This window comes from Rubrivivax rivuli (genome assembly GCF_004016505.1).
GTDB lineage: Bacteria > Pseudomonadota > Gammaproteobacteria > Burkholderiales > Burkholderiaceae_C > Rubrivivax > Rubrivivax rivuli.
On the sequence record NZ_SACR01000001.1, the window covers coordinates 248,464 to 271,230 of the forward strand.

A 22,767-nucleotide genomic window follows, 5' to 3' on the forward strand; every position below is an offset into this window, starting at 1 on the left:
GCTGGCGGCCTCGCCGGTGTCCAAACACTGTTGTACGGATGCCGCATCGCCTGCGGTTATGGGCTTCCAACCGCCGAACATTGGTTATCACTGATGGGCCGCCGTATGCTGAGCGGCAACACTGTCACAAGGTGTGCCACCCCGAGCGAACCGGCTGCAAGACCCGGCGCCTGACCAACCCTCCCGAGGAACCCCGATGAAACTCAAGACCATCGTTGGCAGCCTGGCCCTGCTGGGCCTGGCCACGCATGCCGTTGCGCAGACCGTGCCGGCCAAGCCCGAACGCATCGTCATCACCGGCTCGAGCATCAAGCGCATCGCCGCCGAGGGCGCACTGCCGGTGCAGGTCATCACCGCCGAAGAGATCGAGCAGCAGGGCCTGGTCACCGCCCAGGACCTGCTGGGTTCGCTGGGTGCGAACTCGGCCAACACGAACAACGAGGTGTCGAGCAACACCGTCTTCGGCCCTGACCAAGACCGCCTGACCGGCGGCGCGGCCTTCGCCAACCTGCGCGGCCTGGGCCCCACCGGCACGCTGGTGCTGCTGAACGGCCGGCGCATCAGCACACACGGCCAGAGCGGCTCGGCCGTCGACCTGAACGCCATCCCGATGTCGGCGATCGCGCGGGTGGAGGTGCTGAAGGACGGCGCTTCGGCCATCTACGGCACCGACGCCATCGGCGGCGTCATCAACTTCATCCTGAAGTCGAACTACCAGGGTGCGGCCATCGGCGGCACCATCTCCGAGCCCGAGGCCAAGGGCGGTGGCGGCGCCAAGCGCGCGACGCTGAGCTTCGGCTTCGGCGACATGGACAGCGACGGCTGGAACTTCCTCTCCAGCGTCACCTACGACAAGGCGCAGATCCTGCGCGGCATCGATCGCGAGTGGGCCTCCGGTTACCAGCCGGGCCGCCAGCTTTCTCCCGAAACCACCAGCGCCCCGCACGCCAACATCATCGGTGCAGCAGGCACCGCACTGCCCACGACAGGCAGCGTGGTCGGCACGGGCGACACCACGCTCTACACGAACCTCAACCTGCTGGCGATCCAGGGGCAGTGCGAAGGCATGCCCTTCGGCGTGTCACTCGCCGCCAACGCGACGCTCTGGGACCGCCTCGGCTACACCAACGCCAACAGCCGCTACCGCTGCGGCACCGACTACGGCCGCCAGTTCATGCTGCGCGCCCCGCGCGAGAGCTGGAACGTGGTCGCCCGCGGCCAGGTGAAGATCGCCCGCGACCACGTCGGCTTCCTGGAACTGGTGGGCTCGCGCACCGAGATCGACGGCGAGTACACGCCCTTCCAGTTCAGCACCACGTCGAACGCCCTCACGCACCTCCAGCCCACCAGCCCGCATTACCTGAACATGCGCACGCTGGTCGGCGCCACGCAGTTCAACCCCACGCTGCCCATCGCCTACCGGCTGCGCATGAACGACTGGGGCTACCGGACCAACACCAACAAGAGCGAGAACACCCGCATCGCGCTGGGCGCTGAAGGCGACTTCGGTGCCTACAGCTACCGCGTTGGCGCCTCCAGCGGCCAGGCCAAGGGCGACACCTACCTGAAGCAGGGTTACGCCTTCACGCAGAAGCTGGTCGACGCCCTGGCCAGCGGCATCATCAACCCCTTCCTGCAGCCGGGCCAGCAGCAGACGCAGCAGGCCAAGGACCTGATCGAATCGACGCAGGCCCGCGGCCGCGTCTTCGGCGGCAAGACCAGCGTCACGCAGTTCGACGGCTCGGTCTCCGGCCCGCTGATGAAGCTGCCGGCCGGCAGCCTGGACTTCGCGGTGGGCTTCGATTCGCGCAAGGAGGGCTACGAGTTCTCCGGCACGCAGGGCTTCACCTGCGTGAGCACCTTCACTGCGGCCAATGCCGCGCTGCCGAACTCGGTGATGGGCTGCCCGGGCAACGCCAGCTCGCCCAAGCTCACGCGCGACATCAACGCCGTCTTCGCCGAACTGGCGGTGCCGGTGTTCAAGTCGCTGTCGATGCAGCTGGCCGTGCGCCACGACAACTACTCGCAGATCGGCGGCACCACCAACCCGAAGATCGCGCTGCGCTGGCAGCCCACCGACACCTTCATCCTGCGCGCGTCGGCCAACACCGGCTTCCGCGCACCCACGCCGCAGCAGTTGAACCTGGGCACCGTGGAACTGGCGCTGACCGGCACCTTCCGCGACCCGGTGCGCTGCGCCGACCCCGCCAACCCCATCGACCCGACGCAGTGCACGCGCGCCAGCCTGCCCTACCGCCAGGGTGGCAACCCCACGCTGAAGCCCGAAACGTCTGAACAGGCGCTGATCGGCTTCGCCTTCCAGCCGCTGAGCTGGTTCTCGGTGGGCATGGACTACTGGCAGGTCAAGCTCGACGACCGCATCCGCCAGCTCTCGCCGGCGCTGATGATCGCCAACTACGACCTGTTCACCAGCAACTTCATCCGTGACGCGAACGGCAACGTGTCGTACATCCAGGCCGGCTGGGTGAACGCGGCGCAGAGCGAGACCAAGGGCCTGGACTTCAACGTCACCGGCATCGGCAACGTGGGCGGCGGCCGCCTGACGGCCAAGCTCAACGGCACGAAGATGATCAGCCACAAGGAGCGCCTGATCGCCAGCCAGCCGCTGCAGCAATTCGTGGGCAAGTGGAGCAACGTCACGCTGTACCTGCCGTGGCGCATCGACGGCAGCCTGGCCTACAAGAAGGGCGCCTGGAACACCACGCTGTCGGCCCGCTGGAGCAGCAGCTACGACGACGAGAACCGCGCACCCTACACCGCCAACGCGCCTTTCAGCCGCACGGTGGAGCCCTACTTCGTGACCAACCTCTTCACCACCTACTCGGGCGTGAAGAACCTCACCATCACGGCCGGCGTGATCAACCTGTTCGACAAGGAACCGCCCTTCACCTGGCACAACGTCGACAACGTCATCGGCGCCGGCTGGGACCCCCGCGTGGCCGACCCGCGCGGCCGCACCGTGCAGCTGTCCTTCGGCTACAAGTTCTTCTGAACGCGTTGCCCGCAGCGCACCGACCCTGACCCGAAGGGGCCTCGCACGAGGCCCCTTTTTTTCTTGGGCCAGCCGCAGCAAGACGGCGCCCCTGATGTTTGCCCGGAGACATTCCCCCATGCACGTCCACCCCGCCTTTGCCGAAGCCTTGCGCCAGGCCGTTCTCCTGCAGGATTTCGCGGCCACGCCCGACAGCGCCCAGGGCGGCGCACCCGTGGGCCAGCACCCGAGCATCGACCTGGCGGTGGTGGCCTTCCCGCCCGACGAGCCGCCGCGCTGGGCCAACGTGCTGTTCTCGCGCGAGCACCCGCAGGGCGTGGTGGCGCACATCGGCCGCGAGGCCGGCGCCGTGCAGAACATCGAGTTCCTGCAAGACCTGCAGGGGCCGCCGCCGGCGCGCGAGTCCATCGCCTGGGCGCCGGGCGCCGACTGGGCCGCGCTGCCCTGGCAGCCGCTGCAGCGCACCGGCGCGCCGCCGCTGGCCGCCGGCGCGCTGCGCTTCCCGGCGCCCTACCCGGCCTCGCTGCTGAAGCTGCTGGTGGCCGTGGGCCTCGGCCTGGCCATCGACCGCGGGCTGCTCGCGGGCTGGCCGGCCGCGCTGGAACCGATGATCACCGTCAGCGACAACGCCGCCACCGATGCCTGCGTGGCGCAGCTGCACGCCGTGGGCGCTGTGGCCCTGCTGAACCAGCGCTTGGCCGAACTGGGCCTGCACACGCTGCAGCTCAACAACACCACGCCCGCCGGCGGCTGGCGCAATGCCGACGGCGCCGGCGTCGGCCACATCCACATGACGGCCTGGGACACCGTGCGCCTGCTGTGGCTGCTGGACGCCGCGGCACCACCGCCGCCCTGGCTGCCCTTCGGCATGCGCCTGCTGGGCGACGCCACGCGCGGCCACCTGCATGCGGTGCTGCGCCACCAGCGTCTGGACGAGGTGCTCTCCAGCGGCAGCCTGCAGCGCCACGAAGGCTGGGTGCGCGGCCTGCCCGACGCGCCCCGCTTCGCGCACAAGACCGGCACCACCGACAACTACGCCTCGGACGCCGGCATCGTGCACGCCGATGGGGCGCACTACCTGGTGGCCGTGCTCAGCAACCTGGGCCGCCGATACGCGGCGCACGAGGGCTGCGCCACCACCTGGCGCCTGCCGGCGCTGGGCGGCGCGCTGCGCGGGCTGCTGGAACGCTGGTCTTGAGCGCCGGGGCCACGGCCGGCCTCGTGCGCCGACGACAATAGCGGGCAGACCGCAGCCCGAACCGGCGCACCGCGCCGCCCCGCCATGACCCAGCCCACGCTCGCCTCGCTCGGCCCCGCCGTGCCCGCCACCACCCTGCACTCGCTGCCGCTGATCGCGCGCGGCAAGGTGCGTGATCTCTACGCGGTGGGCGACGACCGCCTGCTGATGGTGGCCAGCGACCGCCTGAGCGCCTTCGACGTGGTGATGAAGGCGCCCGTGCCTGGCAAGGGCAAGCTGCTCACCGGCATGGCGCTCTTCTGGTTCGAGCTGCTGAAGGACGTGGTGCCCAACCACCTGACCGGCGAAGCGCCCGAGAGCGTGGTGGCGCCCGACGAGGTGGCGCAGGTGCAGGGCCGCAGCATGCTGGTGAAACGCCTGCAACCGCTGCCCTGCGAGGCCGTGGTGCGCGGTTACGTGGCCGGCTCGGGCTGGAAGGAATACACCAAGAGCGGCACGGTCTGCGGCCAGCCGCTGCCTGCGGGGCTGCAGATGAGCACGCCGCTGGCCGCGCCCATCTTCACGCCGGCCACCAAGGCCGCCGTGGGCGACCACGACGAGAACATCAGCTTCGAGCAGCTGGAGAAGCTGCTCGGCGCCGCGCGCGCGGCCGAGGTGCGCAGCATGGCCATCCAGATCTACACGACCGCACGCGACCACGCCGCGCAGCGCGGCATCGTCATCGCCGACACCAAGTTCGAGTTCGGCCTCGACGAAAACGGCACCCTCACGCTGATGGACGAGGTGCTCACGCCCGACAGCTCGCGCTTCTGGCTGGCCGACGAACTGGCGCAAGGCCGCATCACCGCGCTGGACAAGCAGCCGCTGCGCGACTGGCTGGCCAGCACCGGCGTCACGGGCGGTGCCGAGCAGGCCGCGCTGGACCTGCCGGCAGACGTGATCCTCGGCATCCACGAACGCTACGCCCGCGCGCACCGCCTGCTGTGCGGGCCGGCGGCCTGAGGACCCTGGCGATGATCAGCAACCAGCAACTGCGCAGCCACCGCATCACGGGGCTGCAGGGCGGGGCCAGCGTGCCGCGCCTCATCGTCACCGGCGCGGTGCACGGCAACGAGGTGGCGGGCACGAAAGGCATCCGCCGCGTGCTGGCCGAGATCGACCACGGCGAGCTCGAGATCGTGCGCGGCGTCGTCACCTTCGTGCCCGTGTGCAACCCGCTGGCCTACAACCACGTGCGGCGCATGGGCGAGCGCAACCTCAACCGGCGGCTGCAGCCCACGGCCACGCCGCAGGACTTCGAAGACCGCATCGCCAACGTGCTGTGCCCGCTGCTGGCAGAGCACGACGTGCTGCTCGACCTGCACAGCTTCCGCAGCCCGGGCCGGCCTTTCGTGATGCGCGGCCCGGCCGACAACACGGGCCCGCTGGAGCCCTTCCGCCATGCGGCGGCCGAGGCCCAGCTGGCCGCGCACGTGGGCGTGAACCGCATCGTCGAAGGCTGGATGAGCGCCTACGCCGCCGGCGTGGCGCGCCGGCGCGAACGGGGCCTCACGCCCGGCGCGGTGCACGAAGACCCGAGCTACGGCGTCGGCACCACCGAGTACATGCGCAGCCAGGGCGGCTACGGCGTCACGCTGGAATGCGGCCAGCACGACGACCCCGAAGGCGAGCACGTGGCCTACCGCGCCATCCGCCAGACCCTGGCGCTGCTGGGGCACACCGACACGCCGCTGGCCCCACCCATGCGGCCGTTTGAATGCCTGGCGCTGGCCGAGGTGGTGGACCGCCACGCCGAAGGCGACCGCTTCGTGAAGACCTGGACCAGCTTCGACCCGCTGGCCGAAGGCGAGCTCATCGCCGTGCGCGCCGACGGCAGCGAACTGCGCGCGCCGCAGGCCGGCTACATCGTCTTCCCTGATGTCGGCGCGCAGCCCGGGCACGAGTGGTTCTACCTCGCACAGCCGAGCCGCCGGCCCATCGTTTGAAGCCTGCCTCCCCCTGAAGGTGGTTTCCCTCTGCCGAGGGATGCGAGGCCCACCTTCGCGGGTCGATCATTTCGACCGTTCTGCGCACACACACAGACCGGGCCGAGGAGATCAGCATGCAATTCAGCGAAAGCTTTGAGGGCGACTACCGCATCTACGTGGGCGCCGTCGAATCCACCCGGGGCGACGGCTACATCGCCGCCATGGTGCTCAAGCGCATGCAGGGCGGCAGCATCGATGCCGGCGTCGCCTTCCGCGACGACAGCCTGGCCTGCGGCTACCGCTGGCCCTCGGCCGACGAGGCCATGCAGTACGCGATGAACCGCGCCCGCGAGCTGATCCGCAAGCGCTCCCCCGCGCTGGCTTGCTGAGGCCCGCGCGCCCGCAGTCCGCGGGCTGCGCCGGATAATCCGGCGCATGAAGAAGCAGCGTGTCGTGGTGGGCCTGAGCGGCGGCGTCGATTCCGCCGTCAGCGCCTGGCTGCTGAAGCAGCAGGGCTACGACGTCGTCGGCATCTTCATGAAGAACTGGGAAGACGATGACGACAGCGCCTACTGTTCGTCCAACATCGACTTCGTCGACGCGGCCGCGGTGGCCGACGTGGTGGGCATCGAGCTCGAGCACGTCAACTTCGCGGCCGACTACAAGGACCGCGTCTTCGCCGAGTTCCTGCGCGAGTACAGCGCCGGGCGCACGCCCAACCCCGATGTGCTGTGCAACGCCGAGATCAAGTTCAAGGCCTTTCTCGATCATGCGCTGCGCCTGGGCGCCGAGAAGATCGCTACAGGGCACTACGCCCGCGTGCGTGAAACCGCCGAGGGCTTCCAGTTGCTCAAGGGCTTGGACCCGGCCAAGGACCAGAGCTACTTCCTGCACCGCCTGAACCAGGCGCAACTGAGCAAGACGCTGTTCCCGGTGGGCGAGCTGCACAAGACCGAGGTGCGGCGCATCGCGGCCGAGATAGGCCTGCCCAACGCCAAGAAGAAGGACAGCACCGGCATCTGCTTCATCGGCGAACGGCCCTTCCGCGAGTTCCTCAACCGCTATCTCAGCCACACCCCCGGGCCCATGCTCGACGACCAGGGCCGTGAACTCGGCCAGCACGTGGGCCTGAGCTTCTACACGCTGGGCCAGCGCCAGGGCCTGGGCATCGGCGGCAAGAACTTCGACGGCGCCGACAAGGCCGCCGCCGAGGGCGTGCACGCACCCTGGTACGTGGCGTACAAGGACGTGGCGGCCAACACCCTGCACGTGGTGCAGGGCCACGCGCACCCCTGGCTGCAGAGCCCCTGGCTGGAAGCCGAGGACCTGAGCTGGGTGGCTGGCCAGGCCCCGGCCGCGGGTGTGCTGGCGGCGAAGACCCGCTACCGCCAGACCGACGCCGCCTGCAGCCTGGCCCTGCCCGGCCCCGGGGTGCTGCGCCTCGAATTCGACACACCGCAATGGGCCGTGACCCCCGGCCAAAGCGCCGTGCTCTACGACGGGGAGGTCTGCCTCGGCGGCGGCGTCATCGCACGCGCAGCCACGCCACCGCTGGTGCCGGCCCAGCCGCTGCGGGCACGGGGCTCTCGCGGTCGACAGCGGCGCCCGTCGGCCGTGAAAAACGCACGCGCGACCTGAAGGCCCGGGCGCCTGCAGCACTGCGCCTTCGCCATGATGATGGGTGTTCAGAGGCCGCCTCTCGGCCCAGGGCGCTCAATCGCGCCGCTGCGCGGCCGAAAACCTCGCATGTTCCGCCCGCTCTCGTTCCCTTGGCGCCTGCGCATGCCGCAGCAGCGGCGCATCCACGCGCCCCTGCTGGCGCTGGCGCTGCTGGCTGGCGCCACCTCGCGCGCCGCGCCGGTGGAAGTGCTGGCGCTGGGCAGCGACGGCAAACCTTTGCCCGAGACCGTGGTCTTCCTTGAATCGGGCGAAGCCAAGGCCGCCGCCAAGCCCGGGGGGATGGCGGAAATGCAGCAGATCGAGCGGCGCTTCGTGCCGCGCGTGCTGGTGGTGGTGCCGGGCACCGAGGTCCGTTTCCCGAACCGCGACAAGGTGCGGCACCACGTCTACTCGCTGTCGCCAGCCAAGACCTTCGAGCTCAAGCTCTACACCGGCACGCCGGCCAACCCGGTGCTCTTCGACAAGCCCGGCGTGGCCGTGCTGGGCTGCAACATCCACGACAACATGGTCGGCTGGGTGGTGGTGGTGGAAACGCCCCACCACGCCGTGGCCCCGGCCACCGGCCTGGCCAGGCTGCCTGACGTGCCGCCCGGCCGCTACCGCCTGCGCGTCTGGCATGCCGGGCTGCCGCCAGGCACACCGGCCACGGAGAGCCCGCTGGAAGTGCCTGCCGTTGGTGTCCGCACGCAGGTGAAACTGCCGCTGACGGCCAGCGCCCTGTGAAAGCGCTGAAGGACTGGTGGACCCGGCGCCTGTGGCGCCGCATTGCCGTGATCTCGGTGGGCCTCCTGCTGCTGGTGCAGGTGGTGGTGTTCACGTTGGTGCAGCACAGCGTGCCCGGCCTCGTGCAGATGCTGGGCGCGCAAGACCTCGACCGCGGCGAACAGGTGTGGCTCGAACTTCTGAACTCGCGCGCCAGCGTGCGCGAGCGGCAACTGGAGTTGCAGGCCGACGATGGCGGCCTCAACCGCGCACTCATCGCCGCGGCCGAGGAGAACGACCCCGACACCGCACGCTCGGCCATCGAGAACGCCGCTTCGCGCCTGGCCGCCACGCGCTCGGCGCTGCTGTCCGAGACCCTGGAGATTCGTTTCCTTGGCGAAAGCACCGCCGATGCCGATCTCCAGCTTCTGCTGCCGGTGGTGAAGGACCTGGTCGAGGGCCTGCGGCCCACGCCGCTGCGCCGCTCGGCCAGCCGGCTGATGCTGATCGGCGACGAGCCCAGCCTGCTGGTGGTCAGCCGCATGCGCGGCGGCGCGGGTCTTCTCGTGGCCGGCGTGCCCCTGTCGGCCGACATCCCGCGGGTGATGCAGAAGACGGCGCTCATGGAAGTGGCCCTGATCGTGCAGCGGCCCGACCGGCCCCCGCAGGTGGCCCTGTCCTCGGTCTCCGTGGGCGAGAACGCCGCGCTCCTGGCCTTGTCGGCAGACAGCCGCACCGTGATGCTGCCGAGCGGCAAGCACCTGCTGCGCCGGTCGGCGGCGGTGCAAGGGCCCTATGGCGAGATGCAGACCTTGTTGCTGACGCCCGTGAACCGCATCGAGAAGCCCTTCGACGAGCTGACGCTCCCGCTGCTGGCGGCCTCGGCCATCGGCGTGCTGCTGGCGCTGATGGGCAGCCTGTTCACGGCACGTCGCGTGACCACGCCGCTGAACGACCTGGCCACCGCCACACGGCGGCTGGGCGAAGGCGACTTCGATGCGCCTGTGCCCCTGCCCCACCACCGCGACGAGGTGGGGCAGCTCGCCCGGGCGGTGGACGTGATGCGCGAGAACATCCGCGCCAAGCAGGCCGAGATCCGCGAGCTGGCCTACACCGACCGCCTCACCGGCCTGCCCAACCGCGTGAGCCTGGCCGACGCGCTGCGCCGGGCCATCGACGAGAACCGGGGCGAGGCCACCGGCAGCGGCGAGCCGGCCTGCTTCACCACCGTGATGCTCGGCCTGGACCGCTTCAAGAACATCAACGAGAACCTCGGCTACACGCTGGGCGACGAGGTGCTGCGCGAGGTGGCCTTGCGCCTGCGCCGCCACGTGCAGCGCGAGGGCGACGTGGTGGCCCGCCTCGCAGGCGACCAGTTCGCGCTGCTGCTCGGCGGCGCCGACCTGCAGCGCGCCGCGGCGGTGATCGACGGCATCTGCGCCGCCTTCGTGCACCCCATCGTCGTGCAGGGCGAGACGGTGGACGTTTCGCTGACCTTCGGCGTGGCCGGGTGGCCGCAGCATGCGCCCGAGGTGACGGATGCCACGCACCCCGCCGGCCGCGAGCAGGCCGAGGTGCTGCTGGCCCGCGCCGAGATGGCCATGCACGCGGCCAAGCGCGGCAAGTCGGCGCACATGGCGGTGTACGACCCCGGCTTCGACGCCGGCAGCCAGAAGACACTGACGCTGCTGTCAGAGCTGCGCCACGCCATCGGCGCGCACGAGCTGCGCCTGTTCCTGCAGCCCAAGATCGATGTCGCCACCGACATGCTGGTCGGTGCCGAGGCCCTGGTGCGCTGGCAGCACCCGACGCGCGGCATGGTGCCGCCCGGGCAGTTCATCCCCTTCGCCGAAGACACGGGCTTCGTGCGGCAGCTGACCTTGTGGGTCTTCGAGGAAGCGGCGCGGCAGTGGGCCGCGCTGCACGCCCTGGGCTTGCACCGCATCTCGGTGAACCTCAGCACGCGCGACCTGCTCGACCCGGAGCTGCCCACGCGCTTCGACGCCATCCTGCGCCGCCAGGGCGTGCCGGCCACGGCCTTCTGCCTGGAGATCACCGAAAGCGCGGTGATGAACGAGCCCAAGCGCGCATTGGCCATGCTGCACACGCTGGCGGCCGCTGGCTTCGAGCTCAGCATCGACGACTACGGCGAGGGCCAGACCTCGCTGAGCTACCTGAAGACGCTGCCGGTGCACGAGCTGAAGATCGACCAGATCTTCATCAAGCAGATCGACCGCGACGAGAAGGACGCCACCATCGTGCGCAGCACCATCGGCCTGGCGCACAGCCTGGGCTTCCGCGCGGTGGCCGAAGGGGTGGAGAACGCCGCCATCCTGGTGCTGCTGCGCGAACTGGGCTGCGACGAGGCCCAGGGCTACCACCTCGCGCGGCCGATGCCGGCCGCCGAGATGGCGGCCTGGGCGCGTCAGCGCGCTGGCCTGCCGGCCTTGGCGCCGGCCGGGGCCGGCACCGTGGCGGCCTGAACGCGCAGGTTCACACCCGCACCACCGGCACCGGCGGCAGCCGCGGCGCCGAGAAGAGCGCAATGGTCTCCAGCGCGGCATCTCGCTGCGCAGCGGGCAGGAAGGCGTGGCGGGCGGCCTCGGTGGCCATGGCCAGCAAGTCGATCTCTTCCAGCGCCGTCTGGGCCAGCAGCGCCGCGGCCTCCTCGCTCTGCGTCACGCAGCTGATGAGGCGGTTGTCGGTGTGGTAACTCAGGCTCACGCCGGCCTGCCACAGCGCGGTGATGGGGTGGCTGGCGATGCTGGTGGCTGCGCCGGTGTGCACGTTGCTGCTGGGGCACACCTCCAGGTGCACGCCGCGTTCGCGCACGCGCTCGACCCAGGCTGCACGCGCGGGGTCGTTCAAGGCCTGCACCAGCTGCACGCCGTGGCCGATGCGCGTGGCGCCGAGTTCGATGGCTTCCATCACGCGCTCGGGGCCATCGGCCTCGCCGGCGTGCAGCGTCAGCGGCAGGCCGGCTTCGCGCAGGCGCTGCAGCACACGGGCGTGGTTGCCGGGCGGAAAACCGAACTCGGGGCCGGCGAGGTCGAAGCCCACCACGCCCTGGCTGCGGTACTTCAGCGCCAGCTCGGCAGCGCGTGCGGTCTCGCTTTCGGGCAGCTGGCGCATGCCGCAGATGAGCAGGCCGCTGGGCAGCGCGCTGCGTTTCAAGCCGGCCAGCAGCGCCTCGACGACCGCTTCGCCGGGCACGCCGTGGGCCTCGAAGAGCAGCGGCGCGATGCGGAACTCGGCCAGCACGGCACCATCGGCGCGCGCGTCTTCGGCAGCCTCGAAGGCCACGCGTTCCAGCGCCGCGGGGCTGGCCATCGCGGCCACCGTCAACGCGAAACCTTCGAGGTATTTCTCCAGGCTGCCGGCATGGGCGTTGCCGGCGAACCAGTCCGCCAGGCCTTGCACCGTGGGGGCTGCGGGCTCGATGCCGCGCTCTTGCAGCAGCTCCAGCAGGGTGGCCACGCGGAGGCCGCCGTCGAGGTGTTCGTGCAGCAGCACCTTGGGCAGCTGGCGGGCACGCTCCAGTGCCGCGGCGGGCGGCGGAGCAGGGGGCGATGCGGGTGTTCTCATCGGTGAATGCTAATGGCGCCTGGCAGACCCGCCGGGCGGCCCACTTGATGCAGCCGGCAGCCACGGGGGCGGCCCCGGGCGTTTTGGGGTTCGCACCCCAGTCTGCACGGCGCGAGTCTTGCTATCCTGCCGGGCTGCACGCAGGAGACGCACGCCCATGTTCCGCCCCACGCTCAAGCTCACCGCCCCTTCGGCGCTGACCCTGGCCTTCACCCTGGCCGCCGGGCTGGTGGGCCATGGCGCAGCGCTGGCCCAGGCCCAGCCGGCCGTCATCTACGACATGGGCGGCAAGTTCGACAAGAGCTTCAACCAGGCCGGCTACGAAGGCGCCGAGCGCTGGAAGAAGGAAACCGGCAAGACCTACATCGAATTCGAGGTCAGCAACCCGGCCCAGCGTGAACAGGCCCAGCGCCGCATGGCCCAGCGCGGCGCCGATCCCATCGTGGGCATCGGCTTCAGCCAGGGCAGCAGCATGGAGAAGGTGGCGAAGGACTTCCCGAAGCTGAAGTTCGCCGTCATCGACGCCGTGGTGAAGCTGCCCAACGTGCAGAGCATCCTCTTCAAGGAGCAGGAAGGCAGCTTCCTCGTCGGCATGATGGCCGCCATGGCCAGCAAGACCGGCAAGGTGGGCTTCGTCGGCGGCATGGACATCCCGCTGATCCGCCGCTTCCAGTGCGGCTTCGAGCAGGGTGCCAAGTACGCCAACCCCAAGGTGGAGACGCTGGCCAACATGACCGGCACCACGCCCACGGCCTGGAACGACCCGGCGCGCGGGGCCGAACTCGCCAAGGCGCAGTTCGCCGCCGGGGTGGATGTCGTGTTCGCCGCAGCGGGCGGCACCGGCCTTGGCGTGTACCAGTCGGCCAAGGACAACAAGAAGCTGGCCATCGGCGTGGACAGCAACCAGAACCACCTGCACCCCGGCACCATGCTGACCAGCATGGTCAAGCGCGTGGACGTGGCGGTCTACACCGCCTTCAAGGGCGTGACGCCCGGCATCACCAACCTGGGGCTGAAGGAAGGCGGCGTGGACATCGCCCTCGATGAGCACAACGCCAAGCTGGTGACGCCCGAGATGAAGAAACGCGTGGACGCCGCGCGGGCCGACATCATCAGCGGCAAGATCAAGGTCATCGACTACATGGTCAACAACACCTGCAAGTGATGCCGGAGCAGGCTGTCGCGACCGCTGTACAAACGACGGGGGCCTCACGGCCCCCGGCCGTTTTGATGCAGGGCATCGAAAAACGCTTCGGCGCGGTGCATGCCAACCGCGCCGTGCAGCTGCGCGTGGACAGCGGCACGGTGCACGGCATCGTGGGCGAGAACGGTGCCGGCAAGAGCACGCTGATGTCCATCCTCTACGGCTTCTACGAGGCCGACGCGGGCGAGATCAGCATCGAAGGCGTGCCCGCCAAGATCCGCGGCAGCCGCGAGGCCATCGCCCTGGGCATCGGCATGGTGCACCAACACTTCATGCTGGTGGACACGCTCAGCGCGCTCGACAACGTGATGCTCGGCGCCGAGCCCAGCTGGCGCCTGGCCGCCGCACGCGCCGAGGTGCGCGCCAAGCTTGAAGCACTGATGCGCGAGACCGGCCTGCAGGTGCAGCTGGACGCGCTGGTGCACGAGCTGCCGGTGGGCGAGCGCCAGCGGCTGGAGATCCTGAAGGCGCTGTTCCGCGGCGCGCGCATCCTCATCCTCGACGAGCCCACCGCGGTGCTCACGCCGCAAGAGACGGAACAACTCTTCGTCACGCTGCGCGGCCTGCGCCAGCGCGGCACCACCATCCTGCTGATCACGCACAAGCTCAAAGAGATCATGGCCCTGTGCGACGCCGTGACGGTGATGCGCGCCGGCCAGGTGGTGCTGGACACGAAGATCGCCGACACCAGCATCGACGGCCTGGCCGAGGCCATGGTGGGCCGGCGCGTGAACCTGGGCCGCAGCGGCGCGGCCGCGAAGCCCGGCGCCGTGCTGCTGGGTGCGCAGGGGCTGGGCGTGGTGGACAGCCTGGGCGTGGCGCGGCTGGCCGAGGTGTCGCTGCAGCTGCGTGCGGGTGAGATCGTCGGCATTGCCGGGGTCTCGGGCAACGGGCAGAGCGAACTGCTCGATGTGCTGTCGGGCCTGATAGCGCCCAGCAGCGGCACGCTCACTTTAGGCGGCCAGAGCTTCACACCGCAGCGCTGGCTGAACCCGCGCACCGCGCGCGCGCTGCGCCTGGCCCACGTGCCCGAAGACCGCCACCGCCGTGCGATGGTGCTGCCTTTCGGCGCCTGGGAATCGGCCGTGCTCGGCCACCAGCAGCAGCCGCGCTACAGCCGCTGGTTCGGCTGGATGCGCCAGCGCGCCATGCGCGAAGACACCGCGCTGATGATGGAGCGCTACGACGTGCGCCCGCGCAACCCAGCACTGCGCAGCAGCAAGTTCAGCGGCGGCAACCAGCAGAAGCTGGTGCTGGCGCGCGAGGCGCAGTTTTTCGCCACCGAGCCGCAGGTGCTGCTGGTGGGCCAACCCACGCGCGGCGTCGACATCGGCGCCATCGAGTTCATCCACGGCCGCCTGCGCGCCATGCGCGACGCCGGCGGCGCGGTGCTGGTGGTGAGCAGCGAGCTCGACGAGGTGCTGGCCCTGGCCGACCGCGTGATCGTGATGAACGCCGGGCGCATCAGCGGCGAGTTGCCGATCGAACAGTGCAGTGAAGCCGCTTTGGGCAGGCTGATGGGAGGTGCCCAGTGATCAAGCAGACGCCGCGGAACCGGCTTCGCCGGGCCGCTGGGGTCGCCCCCTTGAGGGGGAGCGGCGCAGCCGCTTCGGGGGTGGGCGCATGAGCCAACCTGTTGAGTTGCCACGCTGGATGGACGTGGCCCTGCTGCCCGCCGTGAACCTGGCCATCGCGCTGCTGGTGGCCGGCGGCGTGGTGGCGCTGGTGGGCTTCGAGCCGCTGCAGGTGCTGGGCCTGCTCATCAAGGGCGCCTTCGGCTCGCAGGCCGGCATCAGCTACACGCTGTACTACGCCACCACCTTCGTCTTCACGGGGCTGGCGGTGGCGGTGGCCTTCCATGGCGGGCAGTTCAACATTGGCGGCGAGGGCCAGGCCATCATGGGCGGGCTCGGGGCCGGTGTGGTGGCGCTGGCGCTGTCCGAGCACCTGCCCGCGGCGCTGATGCTGCCGCTGATGGTGCTGGCCGCAGCCGGCTTCGGCGCGGTGTGGGGCGGCATCCCCGGTGCGCTGCAGGCCTGGCGCGGCAGCCACACCGTCATCACCACCATCATGTTCAACTTCATCGCCTCGGCGGTGGTGGGCTACCTGCTGGTGAACCAGCTGAAGGAGCCCGGCAACATGACGCCCGAGAGCCGCGCCTTTGCCGACAGCGCGCGCCTGCCGGGTGTGCACGACGTGCTGGCGCGCATCGGCATCGAGTGGCCCAGCACGCCGCTGAACCTGAGCGTGCTGCTGGCCATCGCGGCCGCCGTGCTGGTGTGGCTGGCGCTGTGGAAGACACGCGGCGGCTACGCGCTGCGCGCGGTGGGCTTCTCGCCCGACGCGGCCGTCTACGGCGGCATCCAGCCCAAGGGTCTGGTGGTGATGGCCATGGCCGCCAGCGGCGCACTGGCAGGGCTGGTGGGCGTGAACGAGATCGCCGGCGTGCACGGCCGGCTGATCCCTGATTTCGTCGCCGGCGCGGGCTTTGCAGGCATCGCGGTGAGCCTGATCGGGCGCAACCACCCGGGCGGCATCGTGCTGGCGGCGCTGCTCTTCGGCGCGCTGTACCAGGGCGGCAGCGAGCTGGCCTTCGAGATCAGCGGCTTCAGCCGCGACATGGTGTTCATGCTGCAGGGGCTGATCGTGCTCTTCGCCGGTGCCATGGCGCAGGTGGCCGCGCCCGCCTTGTTCAAGGCCTACAAGGCTCTCGGGGGAGGCCGCCATGGATGAGGTCTTCATCGGCACGCTGGTGGCCAGCACCTTGCGCGTGAGCGTGCCGCTGATCCTGTGCGCGCTGGCCGGCGTGCTGTGCGAACGCTCGGGCGTCATCGACCTGGGTCTCGAAGGCAAGATGCTGCTGACGGCGTTTGCCACCGCCGCGGTGGGCGTGGCCAGCGGCTCGCTCGCGCTGGCGCTGCTGGCGGCCCTGGCGGTGGGTGTGGCCTTGTCGATGGTGCATGGCTACGCGTGCGTGAGCCACCATGGTGATCAGGTCGTGCTGGGCATGGCCATCACGATGACGGCGGCAGGCCTGAGCGTGGTGCTGGGCATCGCGTGGTTCGCGCAGGGCGGGCAGACGCCGCCGGTGCCCGAGGCCGTGCGCCTGAGCCGCTGGTTCGTGGGCGCGGGCGAGGTGGTGGCGCAGATCCCGCTGATCGGGCCCACGCTCTCGCTGGCCTTCTTCGGCCACAACCTCATGGTCTACGGCGCGCTCCTGCTCGTGGTGGGCGTGTGGTGGCTGCTGTACCGCACGCGTTTCGGCCTGCGGCTGCGCGCCGCGGGCGAGAACCCGACCATGATCGACGCCGCCGGCGTCAGCGTGAAAGCACTGCGCTACCAGGCGCTGGCGCTCAACGGCGTGCTCAGCGCGCTGGCCGGCGCCTACCTGGTGCTGGCGCAGAACCCGAGCTTCATTCCCAACATGACCGCCGGCCGCGGCTACATGGCGCTGGCCGCGCTGATCTTCGGCAAGTGGCACCCGGTGGGCGCGCTGTGGGCCTGTCTGCTCTTCGGTTTTCTCGATGCCGTGTCCATCCGCATGCAAGGCGCCGAACTGCCCTTCATCGGCGCCGTGCCGGTGCAGTTCATCCAGGCCCTGCCCTACGTGCTGACGGTGGTGCTGCTGGCCGGCTTCATCGGCAAGAGCGTGGCACCGGCCGCCTTGGGAAGGCCGTATGTCAAAGAGCGTTGAACAGCACCAGGCGGCGCTGATCGCTGCGGCCAAGGCTGCACGTGAAAAGGCCCACGCACCGTACTCGCGCTTCGCGGTGGGCGCGGCGGTGCTGGACGAACAAGGCCGCATCCACGCTGGCTGCAACGTCGAGAACGCCGCCTACCCGCAGGGCTGGTGCGCCGAGGCTTCGGCGCTGGCCGCGATGGTGATGGCCGGTGGCAAGCAGGTGCAGGCCGCGGCGGTTTATGCGGTGGCGCCCGAGGCCGTCACGCCCTGCGGCGGCTGCCGCCAGAAGCTGCGCGAGTTCGCGGCCGGCACCTGCCCCGTCTGGGCCGCCGATGACAGCGGCGTGCGCGGCACCTACACCCTCGGGGGCCTGCTGCCGCACAGCTTCGGGCCTTCGCACCTTCCCCCTTCGACACCATGAACGAACACATCCGCCTGTCCGCCGCCACGCTGCAGCAACGCCTGGGCCCGGCGCCCGAGATCGCCGTGCTGCTGGGCTCGGGCTGGGGCCCGTTTGCCGAGGTGCTGCAAGGCGCCACCGAAGTGGCCTATGCCGAGCTGCCAGCCTTCCCGGCGCTGGCCGTCGGCGGGCACAAGGGCCTGGTGCGCGTGGGCACGGTGGGGAACACGCGCGTGGCGGTGCTGGCCGGCCGCAAGCACGCTTACGAAACCGGCAATGCCGACGGCATGCTGGGCGCCATCCGCAGCCTGGCGGCCTGGGGCGTGAGAGTGCTGCTGCAGACCAACGCCGCCGGCAGCATGGACGCCGGCATGCGCCCGGGCGAGCTGATGCTCATCAGCGACCACCTGAACGTGGTGCAGCGCTCGCCGCTGATCGGCGAGCCCGGCGACAAGCGTTTCCAGGACATGAACCACGCCTACGACCCGGGGCTCAACGCGCAGGCCAAGGCCGCCGCCGCAGCGATGGGCACGCAGCTGCACGAGGGCATCTACGCCTGGGTGCTGGGCCCGCAGTTCGAGACGCCGGCCGAGATCCGCATGCTGCGGGCCTTCGGCGCGCAGGCCGTGGGCATGAGCACGGTGCCCGAGACCATCCTCGCGCGCCACGCCGGGCTGAAGGTGCTGGCGCTGTCGATGATGACCAACATGGCCGCCGGCATGGAAAACGAGGTGCTGAGCCACGCGCACACGCTGGCCACGGCCAACGCTGCCAGCGAGCGGGCCGTGGCCACGCTGGCCGCGGTGGTGCAGGCGTTGAAGCCCTGAACGCGACCGGAGCCGTGATGCAGCGCCTCTTCTGCCTGTTGGCCCCGACCGCCGCCGCTGCGGTGCTGCTGGCCGCTTGTGGCAGCCCGCCGGTCGTCCAGCAGGCCGCCCCCGTGAGCGCCCCGGCAGCGGCCCCGCAGCCGGTGGCCATCGCCGCCTTCAACATGGCCTGGGCCGGCACGGTGGCCGATTTCCAGCAGCACCTGGCCGTGTGCAGCGCGCCCACCGTGAACTGGTGCGACACCCGCGCGCGCTGGCAGCCCGGCACCACGCAGGCCACGCCCGAAGAAAGCGCGCGCGCCGCGGCCTGCCAGCAGGCCACCATCGCTGCCGCGGGCGGGCCGCAGGCCTCGATGCGCGTGGCGCCTTGCAGCGCCTACCGCAACAGCGCGCCGCGCGCGCCCGGCGCACCGGCGCCCGACCCCGCCGCCGTGCGCAACGTGGCCGCCTACCAGGCCAAGCTCGACGGCCTGCGCGAGACGGTGGAAGCGCTGGTGCAGCGCGAGGGTGTGCGTGTCATCGCCTTTCAAGAGGTGAGTTCGGCCGAGGCCGTGCGCGCCGTGCTGGGCCGCTACAACGAGCGCTTCGAGGTCTGCGCGGCGCCGCACAACGCCTTCCAGACTGTGGCCTTCGCCTGGGACAAGACGCTCTCGTCCACCCCCGGCGTGTGCACGCCGCACCAGCCGCTGGCCGTGCTGGACCCTCCTAACGACCCCGAGGCTTTCCGCCGCGTGCGCCCCGGGCTGGCGTTGCGGCTGACGGTGAGTGGCGCGCCGGTGGTCTTCATGAACGTGCACCTGAAGGCGGCCTGCGCCAGTGCCACCAACAGCAACCCGCGCTTCCCGGCGCGGCTGCTCACCGACCGCGTGGAGGCCTGCGAGGTGCTCAACCGCCAGGTGCCGGTGCTGGAAAGCTGGATCGAGGCCGTGGCCGCGCAGACGACACGCTTCGTGCTGCTGGGTGACTTCAACCGCCGCATCGACGAAGAAGCGACGATGGGCCTGGCGGCGAACCAGGTGCGCGCCGACGGCTCCAACCCGGCCGGCCCCAACCCCGTAGACACGCAAGGCCGCGTGGGCACGCGCTACCTCTGGCCCGAACTCAACGACGGCTCGCCGGCCCTCTTCCAGCTGCCGCTGCAGGCCACCGAGGCCGGCTGCAGCGGCTTCACCGGGCTGGACCACATCGTCGTCGGCGCGGGCGTGCACACGCTGATGCAGCAAAGCGCGCCGGCCGACATCGCCTCGCGCAAGGTGCCGGTGCTGGGCCGCCCGGGCCAGCCCATCGAGAGCAGCGACCACTGCCCGAAGGTGGCCCGCCTGCGGCTCTGAAACCTGGACACGCCCGCCCCATGAGATTGCTCACCCTCCTGGCTGCGGCTGCCGCGGCCGCACTGGCCGGCTGCGCCACGGCGCCCGGCCCCGCATCGGCGCCCGTCACGCTGCGCGTCATCGCTTTCAACGACCTGCACGGCAACCTGGAAAGCAGCAACCTCGTGCTGCCCCACCCCGACCCCGCCAAGCCCGGGCAGGCTCTGCGCATGGCCGTGGGTGGCGCGGCCCACCAGGCCGGGCTGATCAAAGCCCTGCGCGCCGGCGCGCAGCACAGCGTGGTGGTGAGCAGTGGCGACGCCATCGGTGCCACGCCGCTGGTCTCGGCGCTGTTCTGGCACGAGAGCACCATCGACGTGATGAACCGCATGGGCGTGGACATCGCTACTTTGGGCAACCACGAGTTCGATGCCGGCGTGGCCGAGCTGCAGCGCATGGTGAACGGTGGCTGCCGCGCGCCCAAGGCCGGCGACCCCGCGGTCAGCTGCGCCCTGGGCGAGTACGAAGGCGCGAAGTTCCCCTTCGTCTCGGCCAACATCGTGCAGGACAACGGGCGCCCGCTGGTGGCGACTTCGGTCATCCGCGAGGTGGGCGGCATCAAGGTCGGCTTCATCGGCGCCGTCACCACCGACATGCCCTCGCTGGTGGTGCCCTCGGGCATCGCCGGGCTGCGTTTCATCGACGAGTCGAAAGCCATCAACGCCGAGGCCGCGCGCCTGCAGGCCGCGGGCGTGCAGGCGCTGGTGGCCGTCATCCACGAAGGCGGCAACACCGGCGAGCCCGGCAGCACCATGGAGTGGAACGACGCCGGCTGCGCCAACCGCCGCGGCGCCATCTTCGAGATCGAGAAGCAGCTTTCGCCGGCCGTGGACGTGGTGCTCTCCGGCCACTCGCACCAGGGCTACAACTGCAAGATCAACGGCCGCCCGGTGATGCAGGCCACGGCCCAGGGCCGGGGCTTGAGCGTGCTCGACCTCGTGCTCGACCCGACAACCGGCGACGTCGACCGCGCGCGCAGCCTGCACCGCAACCTGCCGGTGTTCAACGAGAAGACGACCGCGGCGCACCGCGAGCTCGTCATCTCGCAAGAGCCCGCGCCCTACGCCTTTGCATTGAGCGCGGCGCAGCCCGACGCCGCCATCGCCGCGCGCGTGGCCGCCTACAGCGAACGCGCGCGCCCGCTGGCCGAACGCAAGGTGGGCCGCATCGCCGGCAACTTCGCCACGGGCGCCAACAACGGCGACATGGCCGCCGGCCGCCTGGTGGCCGATGCGCAATGGCACAGCACGCGCTCGGCCGAACGCGGCGGCAGCCAGTTCGCGCTGATGAACAACGGCGGCGTGCGCGCCGCGCTGGTGTGCCGCGGCACGCCGCCCTGCGACGTGAGCTTCGGCGACGTGTTCACGATGCAGCCCTTCGGCAACACGCTGGTGGTGATGACGCTCAGCGGCGCCGAGATCCAGGCGCTGATCGAGGGCCAGAGCCGTGCCGGTGCCTTGATCCCTTCCAGCAACATCCGCTGGACCTGGCGCGCCAACGCGCCGCAAGGCCAGCGTGTGCAGAACCTCCGCATCGGCGGCGAGCCGGTGAACCCGGCCAAGGACTACCGCCTCACCGTCAACAGCTTCATGGCCGAAGGCGGCGACGGCTTCACCACGCTGCGCGCCGGCCGCAACCGGGTGGGCGGCGATGTGGACATTGATGCGCTGATGGCCTTCCTCGCCGCGAACACGAACGGCGTGACGCCCGACCCCGACCTGCGCTACACGGTCGAATGAGCACGCCGGCCGAACTGCCGGTGCGCGTGATCGCCGCCAAGCGGGACGGCGGCACGCTGAGCACGGCGCAGATCGAAGGCTTCGTGCAAGGCCTGGTGAGCGGCGACTGGGCCGACGCCCAGGCAGCGGCACTGGCCATGGCCATCGTGCTGCGTGGCATGGACGAGGCCGAGACCGTGGCCCTTACGCGCGCCATGACACACAGCGGCGAGGTGCTGCGCTGGGCCGCTGAGAACCTGCACGGCCCCGTCCTCGACAAACACTCCACCGGCGGCGTGGGCGACAAGCTCAGCCTGATGCTCGCGCCCATGGTGGCGGCCTGCGGCGGCGTGGTGCCGATGATCAGCGGCCGCGGCCTGGGCCACACCGGCGGCACGCTGGACAAGCTGGAAGCCCTGCCCGGCTACGGCGTGAACCCGCCACGCGAAACGCTGCTGGCCACGCTGCGCACGGCGGGCTGCGCCATCGTGGGCGCCGGCGACACGCTGGCGCCGGCCGACCGGCGGCTCTATGGCATCCGCGACGTCACGGCCACGGTGGACAGCGTGCCCTTGATCACCGCCAGCATCCTGAGCAAGAAGCTCGCGGCCGGCCTGCAAGCCCTGGTGCTGGACGTGAAGGTGGGCAGCGGCGCGGTGATGCAGCGGCTGGACGACGCGCGCACGCTGGCGCAGAGCCTGGTGCGCGCGGCGCGCGGCGCCGGGCTGCCGGCGCGGGCGCTCATCACCGACATGAACGAGGTGCTGGGCAGCAGCGCAGGCAACGCGCTGGAGGTGGCCGAGGCGCTGCGCTACCTGCGCGGTGAAGAACGTGAACCGCGCCAGCACGCGCTGACGCTGGCGCAGGTGGGCCACCTGCTGCAGCTGGGCGGCCTGGCCGCCACGGCGGAAGGCGGTGCGGCCATGGCCACGCAAGTGCTGGACAGCGGTGCTGCGGCCGAGAAGTTCGCGCAGATGGTGGCCGCACTCGGCGGCCCGCGCGACGTGCTGGCCGATGCGCAGCTGCCGGTGGCGCCGGTGATCAAGCCCGTGCCCGCGCCGCGCGCCGGCCACGTGCAGCAGCTCGACGTGCGGGCGATCGGTTACGCCGTGGTGGCGCTGGGCGGCGGGCGCGTGCGGCCGGGCGACCGGGTCGACCCGCGCGTGGGTCTGGACCGCGTGGTGGGCCGCGGGGCCACGGTGCAGACGGGCGACCCGCTGGCTTTCGTGCACGCGGCCGATGAAGGCGCAGCCGAGGCGGCCATCGCCGCGGTGCTGGCAACCGTGCAGATCGGCGACGAAGCGCCGACGGCGCTGCCGCTGATCGCCGAGGTGATCGACACCTGAGGCGCGATCAAGGACATGCGCGGAACCGGCTTTGCCGGGCCGCAGCATGAGCCCCCTTGGGGGGTAGCGAACGCA

The 22,767-nt window shown here is 70.8% G+C and carries 18 protein-coding genes; 17 read left to right on the top strand and 1 reads right to left on the bottom strand.

The window, feature by feature from the left end:
• The first annotated feature begins 196 nt into the window (after positions 1-196).
• The 8 genes from EOE66_RS01070 to EOE66_RS01105 all read left to right on the top strand — a co-directional run bounded on the left by EOE66_RS01070 (position 197) and on the right by EOE66_RS01105 (position 11,043).
• Positions 197-3,013, top strand: coding sequence for a TonB-dependent receptor (locus tag EOE66_RS01070; protein WP_128226843.1), 2,817 nt, complete (start codon positions 197-199; stop codon positions 3,011-3,013).
• A gap of 118 nt (positions 3,014-3,131) precedes the next feature.
• Positions 3,132-4,211: a serine hydrolase gene (locus EOE66_RS01075; protein ID WP_164884950.1), complete on the top strand. Its 1,080-nt coding sequence runs from the start codon at positions 3,132-3,134 to the stop codon at positions 4,209-4,211.
• Between the two features lie 84 nt (positions 4,212-4,295).
• On the top strand, positions 4,296-5,213 hold the full coding sequence (locus tag EOE66_RS01080; protein ID WP_128226845.1) for a phosphoribosylaminoimidazolesuccinocarboxamide synthase: 918 nt from the start codon (positions 4,296-4,298) through the stop codon (positions 5,211-5,213).
• 11 nt (positions 5,214-5,224) lie between these two features.
• Positions 5,225-6,196: a M14 family metallopeptidase gene (locus EOE66_RS01085; RefSeq protein WP_128226846.1), complete on the top strand. Its 972-nt coding sequence runs from the start codon at positions 5,225-5,227 to the stop codon at positions 6,194-6,196.
• Between the two features lie 116 nt (positions 6,197-6,312).
• Entirely contained in the window at positions 6,313-6,567 is a 255-nt protein-coding gene (locus EOE66_RS01090; RefSeq protein ID WP_128226847.1) for a hypothetical protein, read from the top strand.
• Between the two features lie 25 nt (positions 6,568-6,592).
• The gene (mnmA, locus tag EOE66_RS01095; RefSeq protein ID WP_259376383.1) at positions 6,593-7,816 is read left to right on the top strand and encodes a tRNA 2-thiouridine(34) synthase MnmA; all 1,224 of its coding nucleotides are present in this window, start codon (positions 6,593-6,595) and stop codon (positions 7,814-7,816) included.
• A gap of 108 nt (positions 7,817-7,924) precedes the next feature.
• Complete coding sequence (locus EOE66_RS01100; RefSeq protein WP_310733085.1) at positions 7,925-8,581, top strand: methylamine utilization protein; 657 nt, start codon at positions 7,925-7,927, stop codon at positions 8,579-8,581.
• The gene (locus tag EOE66_RS01105) at positions 8,578-11,043 is read left to right on the top strand and encodes a putative bifunctional diguanylate cyclase/phosphodiesterase (protein WP_128226849.1); all 2,466 of its coding nucleotides are present in this window, start codon (positions 8,578-8,580) and stop codon (positions 11,041-11,043) included. The genes EOE66_RS01100 and EOE66_RS01105 overlap by 4 nt, the downstream gene beginning before the upstream one ends.
• Before the next feature lie 10 nt (positions 11,044-11,053).
• On the opposite strand, the gene add is transcribed toward EOE66_RS01105, so the two are convergent.
• Positions 11,054-12,145, bottom strand: a complete 1,092-nt coding sequence (add, locus tag EOE66_RS01110) for an adenosine deaminase (protein WP_128226850.1) — start codon at positions 12,143-12,145, stop codon at positions 11,054-11,056.
• A 157-nt stretch (positions 12,146-12,302) separates the two neighbouring features.
• On the opposite strand from add, the gene EOE66_RS01115 reads away from it, so the two are divergent.
• The 9 genes from EOE66_RS01115 to deoA all read left to right on the top strand — a co-directional run bounded on the left by EOE66_RS01115 (position 12,303) and on the right by deoA (position 22,692).
• A complete protein-coding gene (locus EOE66_RS01115) occupies positions 12,303-13,310 on the top strand; it encodes a BMP family lipoprotein (RefSeq protein WP_128226851.1) in 1,008 nt (335 codons plus the stop codon).
• A 65-nt stretch (positions 13,311-13,375) separates the two neighbouring features.
• Complete coding sequence (locus tag EOE66_RS01120) at positions 13,376-14,884, top strand: ABC transporter ATP-binding protein (protein WP_245478850.1); 1,509 nt, start codon at positions 13,376-13,378, stop codon at positions 14,882-14,884.
• 88 nt (positions 14,885-14,972) lie between these two features.
• Positions 14,973-16,082 carry an ABC transporter permease gene (locus EOE66_RS01125; RefSeq protein ID WP_128226853.1) on the top strand — a complete coding sequence of 370 codons (1,110 nt, stop codon included), beginning with the start codon at positions 14,973-14,975 and terminating at the stop codon, positions 16,080-16,082.
• The gene (locus EOE66_RS01130) at positions 16,075-17,043 is read left to right on the top strand and encodes an ABC transporter permease (protein WP_128226854.1); all 969 of its coding nucleotides are present in this window, start codon (positions 16,075-16,077) and stop codon (positions 17,041-17,043) included. Before EOE66_RS01125 ends, EOE66_RS01130 begins: the two co-directional genes overlap by 8 nt.
• Complete coding sequence (cdd, locus tag EOE66_RS01135; RefSeq protein WP_128226855.1) at positions 17,027-17,452, top strand: cytidine deaminase; 426 nt, start codon at positions 17,027-17,029, stop codon at positions 17,450-17,452. The genes EOE66_RS01130 and cdd overlap by 17 nt, the downstream gene beginning before the upstream one ends.
• Entirely contained in the window at positions 17,449-18,258 is an 810-nt protein-coding gene (locus EOE66_RS01140; RefSeq protein WP_128226856.1) for a purine-nucleoside phosphorylase, read from the top strand. The genes cdd and EOE66_RS01140 overlap by 4 nt, the downstream gene beginning before the upstream one ends.
• 17 nt (positions 18,259-18,275) lie before the next feature.
• The gene (locus EOE66_RS01145) at positions 18,276-19,589 is read left to right on the top strand and encodes an exonuclease/endonuclease/phosphatase family protein (RefSeq protein ID WP_128226857.1); all 1,314 of its coding nucleotides are present in this window, start codon (positions 18,276-18,278) and stop codon (positions 19,587-19,589) included.
• 20 nt (positions 19,590-19,609) lie between these two features.
• On the top strand, positions 19,610-21,367 hold the full coding sequence (locus EOE66_RS01150) for a bifunctional metallophosphatase/5'-nucleotidase (protein ID WP_128226858.1): 1,758 nt from the start codon (positions 19,610-19,612) through the stop codon (positions 21,365-21,367).
• Positions 21,364-22,692, top strand: coding sequence for a thymidine phosphorylase (gene deoA, locus EOE66_RS01155; protein ID WP_128226859.1), 1,329 nt, complete (start codon positions 21,364-21,366; stop codon positions 22,690-22,692). The genes EOE66_RS01150 and deoA overlap by 4 nt, the downstream gene beginning before the upstream one ends.
• Positions 22,693-22,767: the final 75 nt, after the last annotated feature.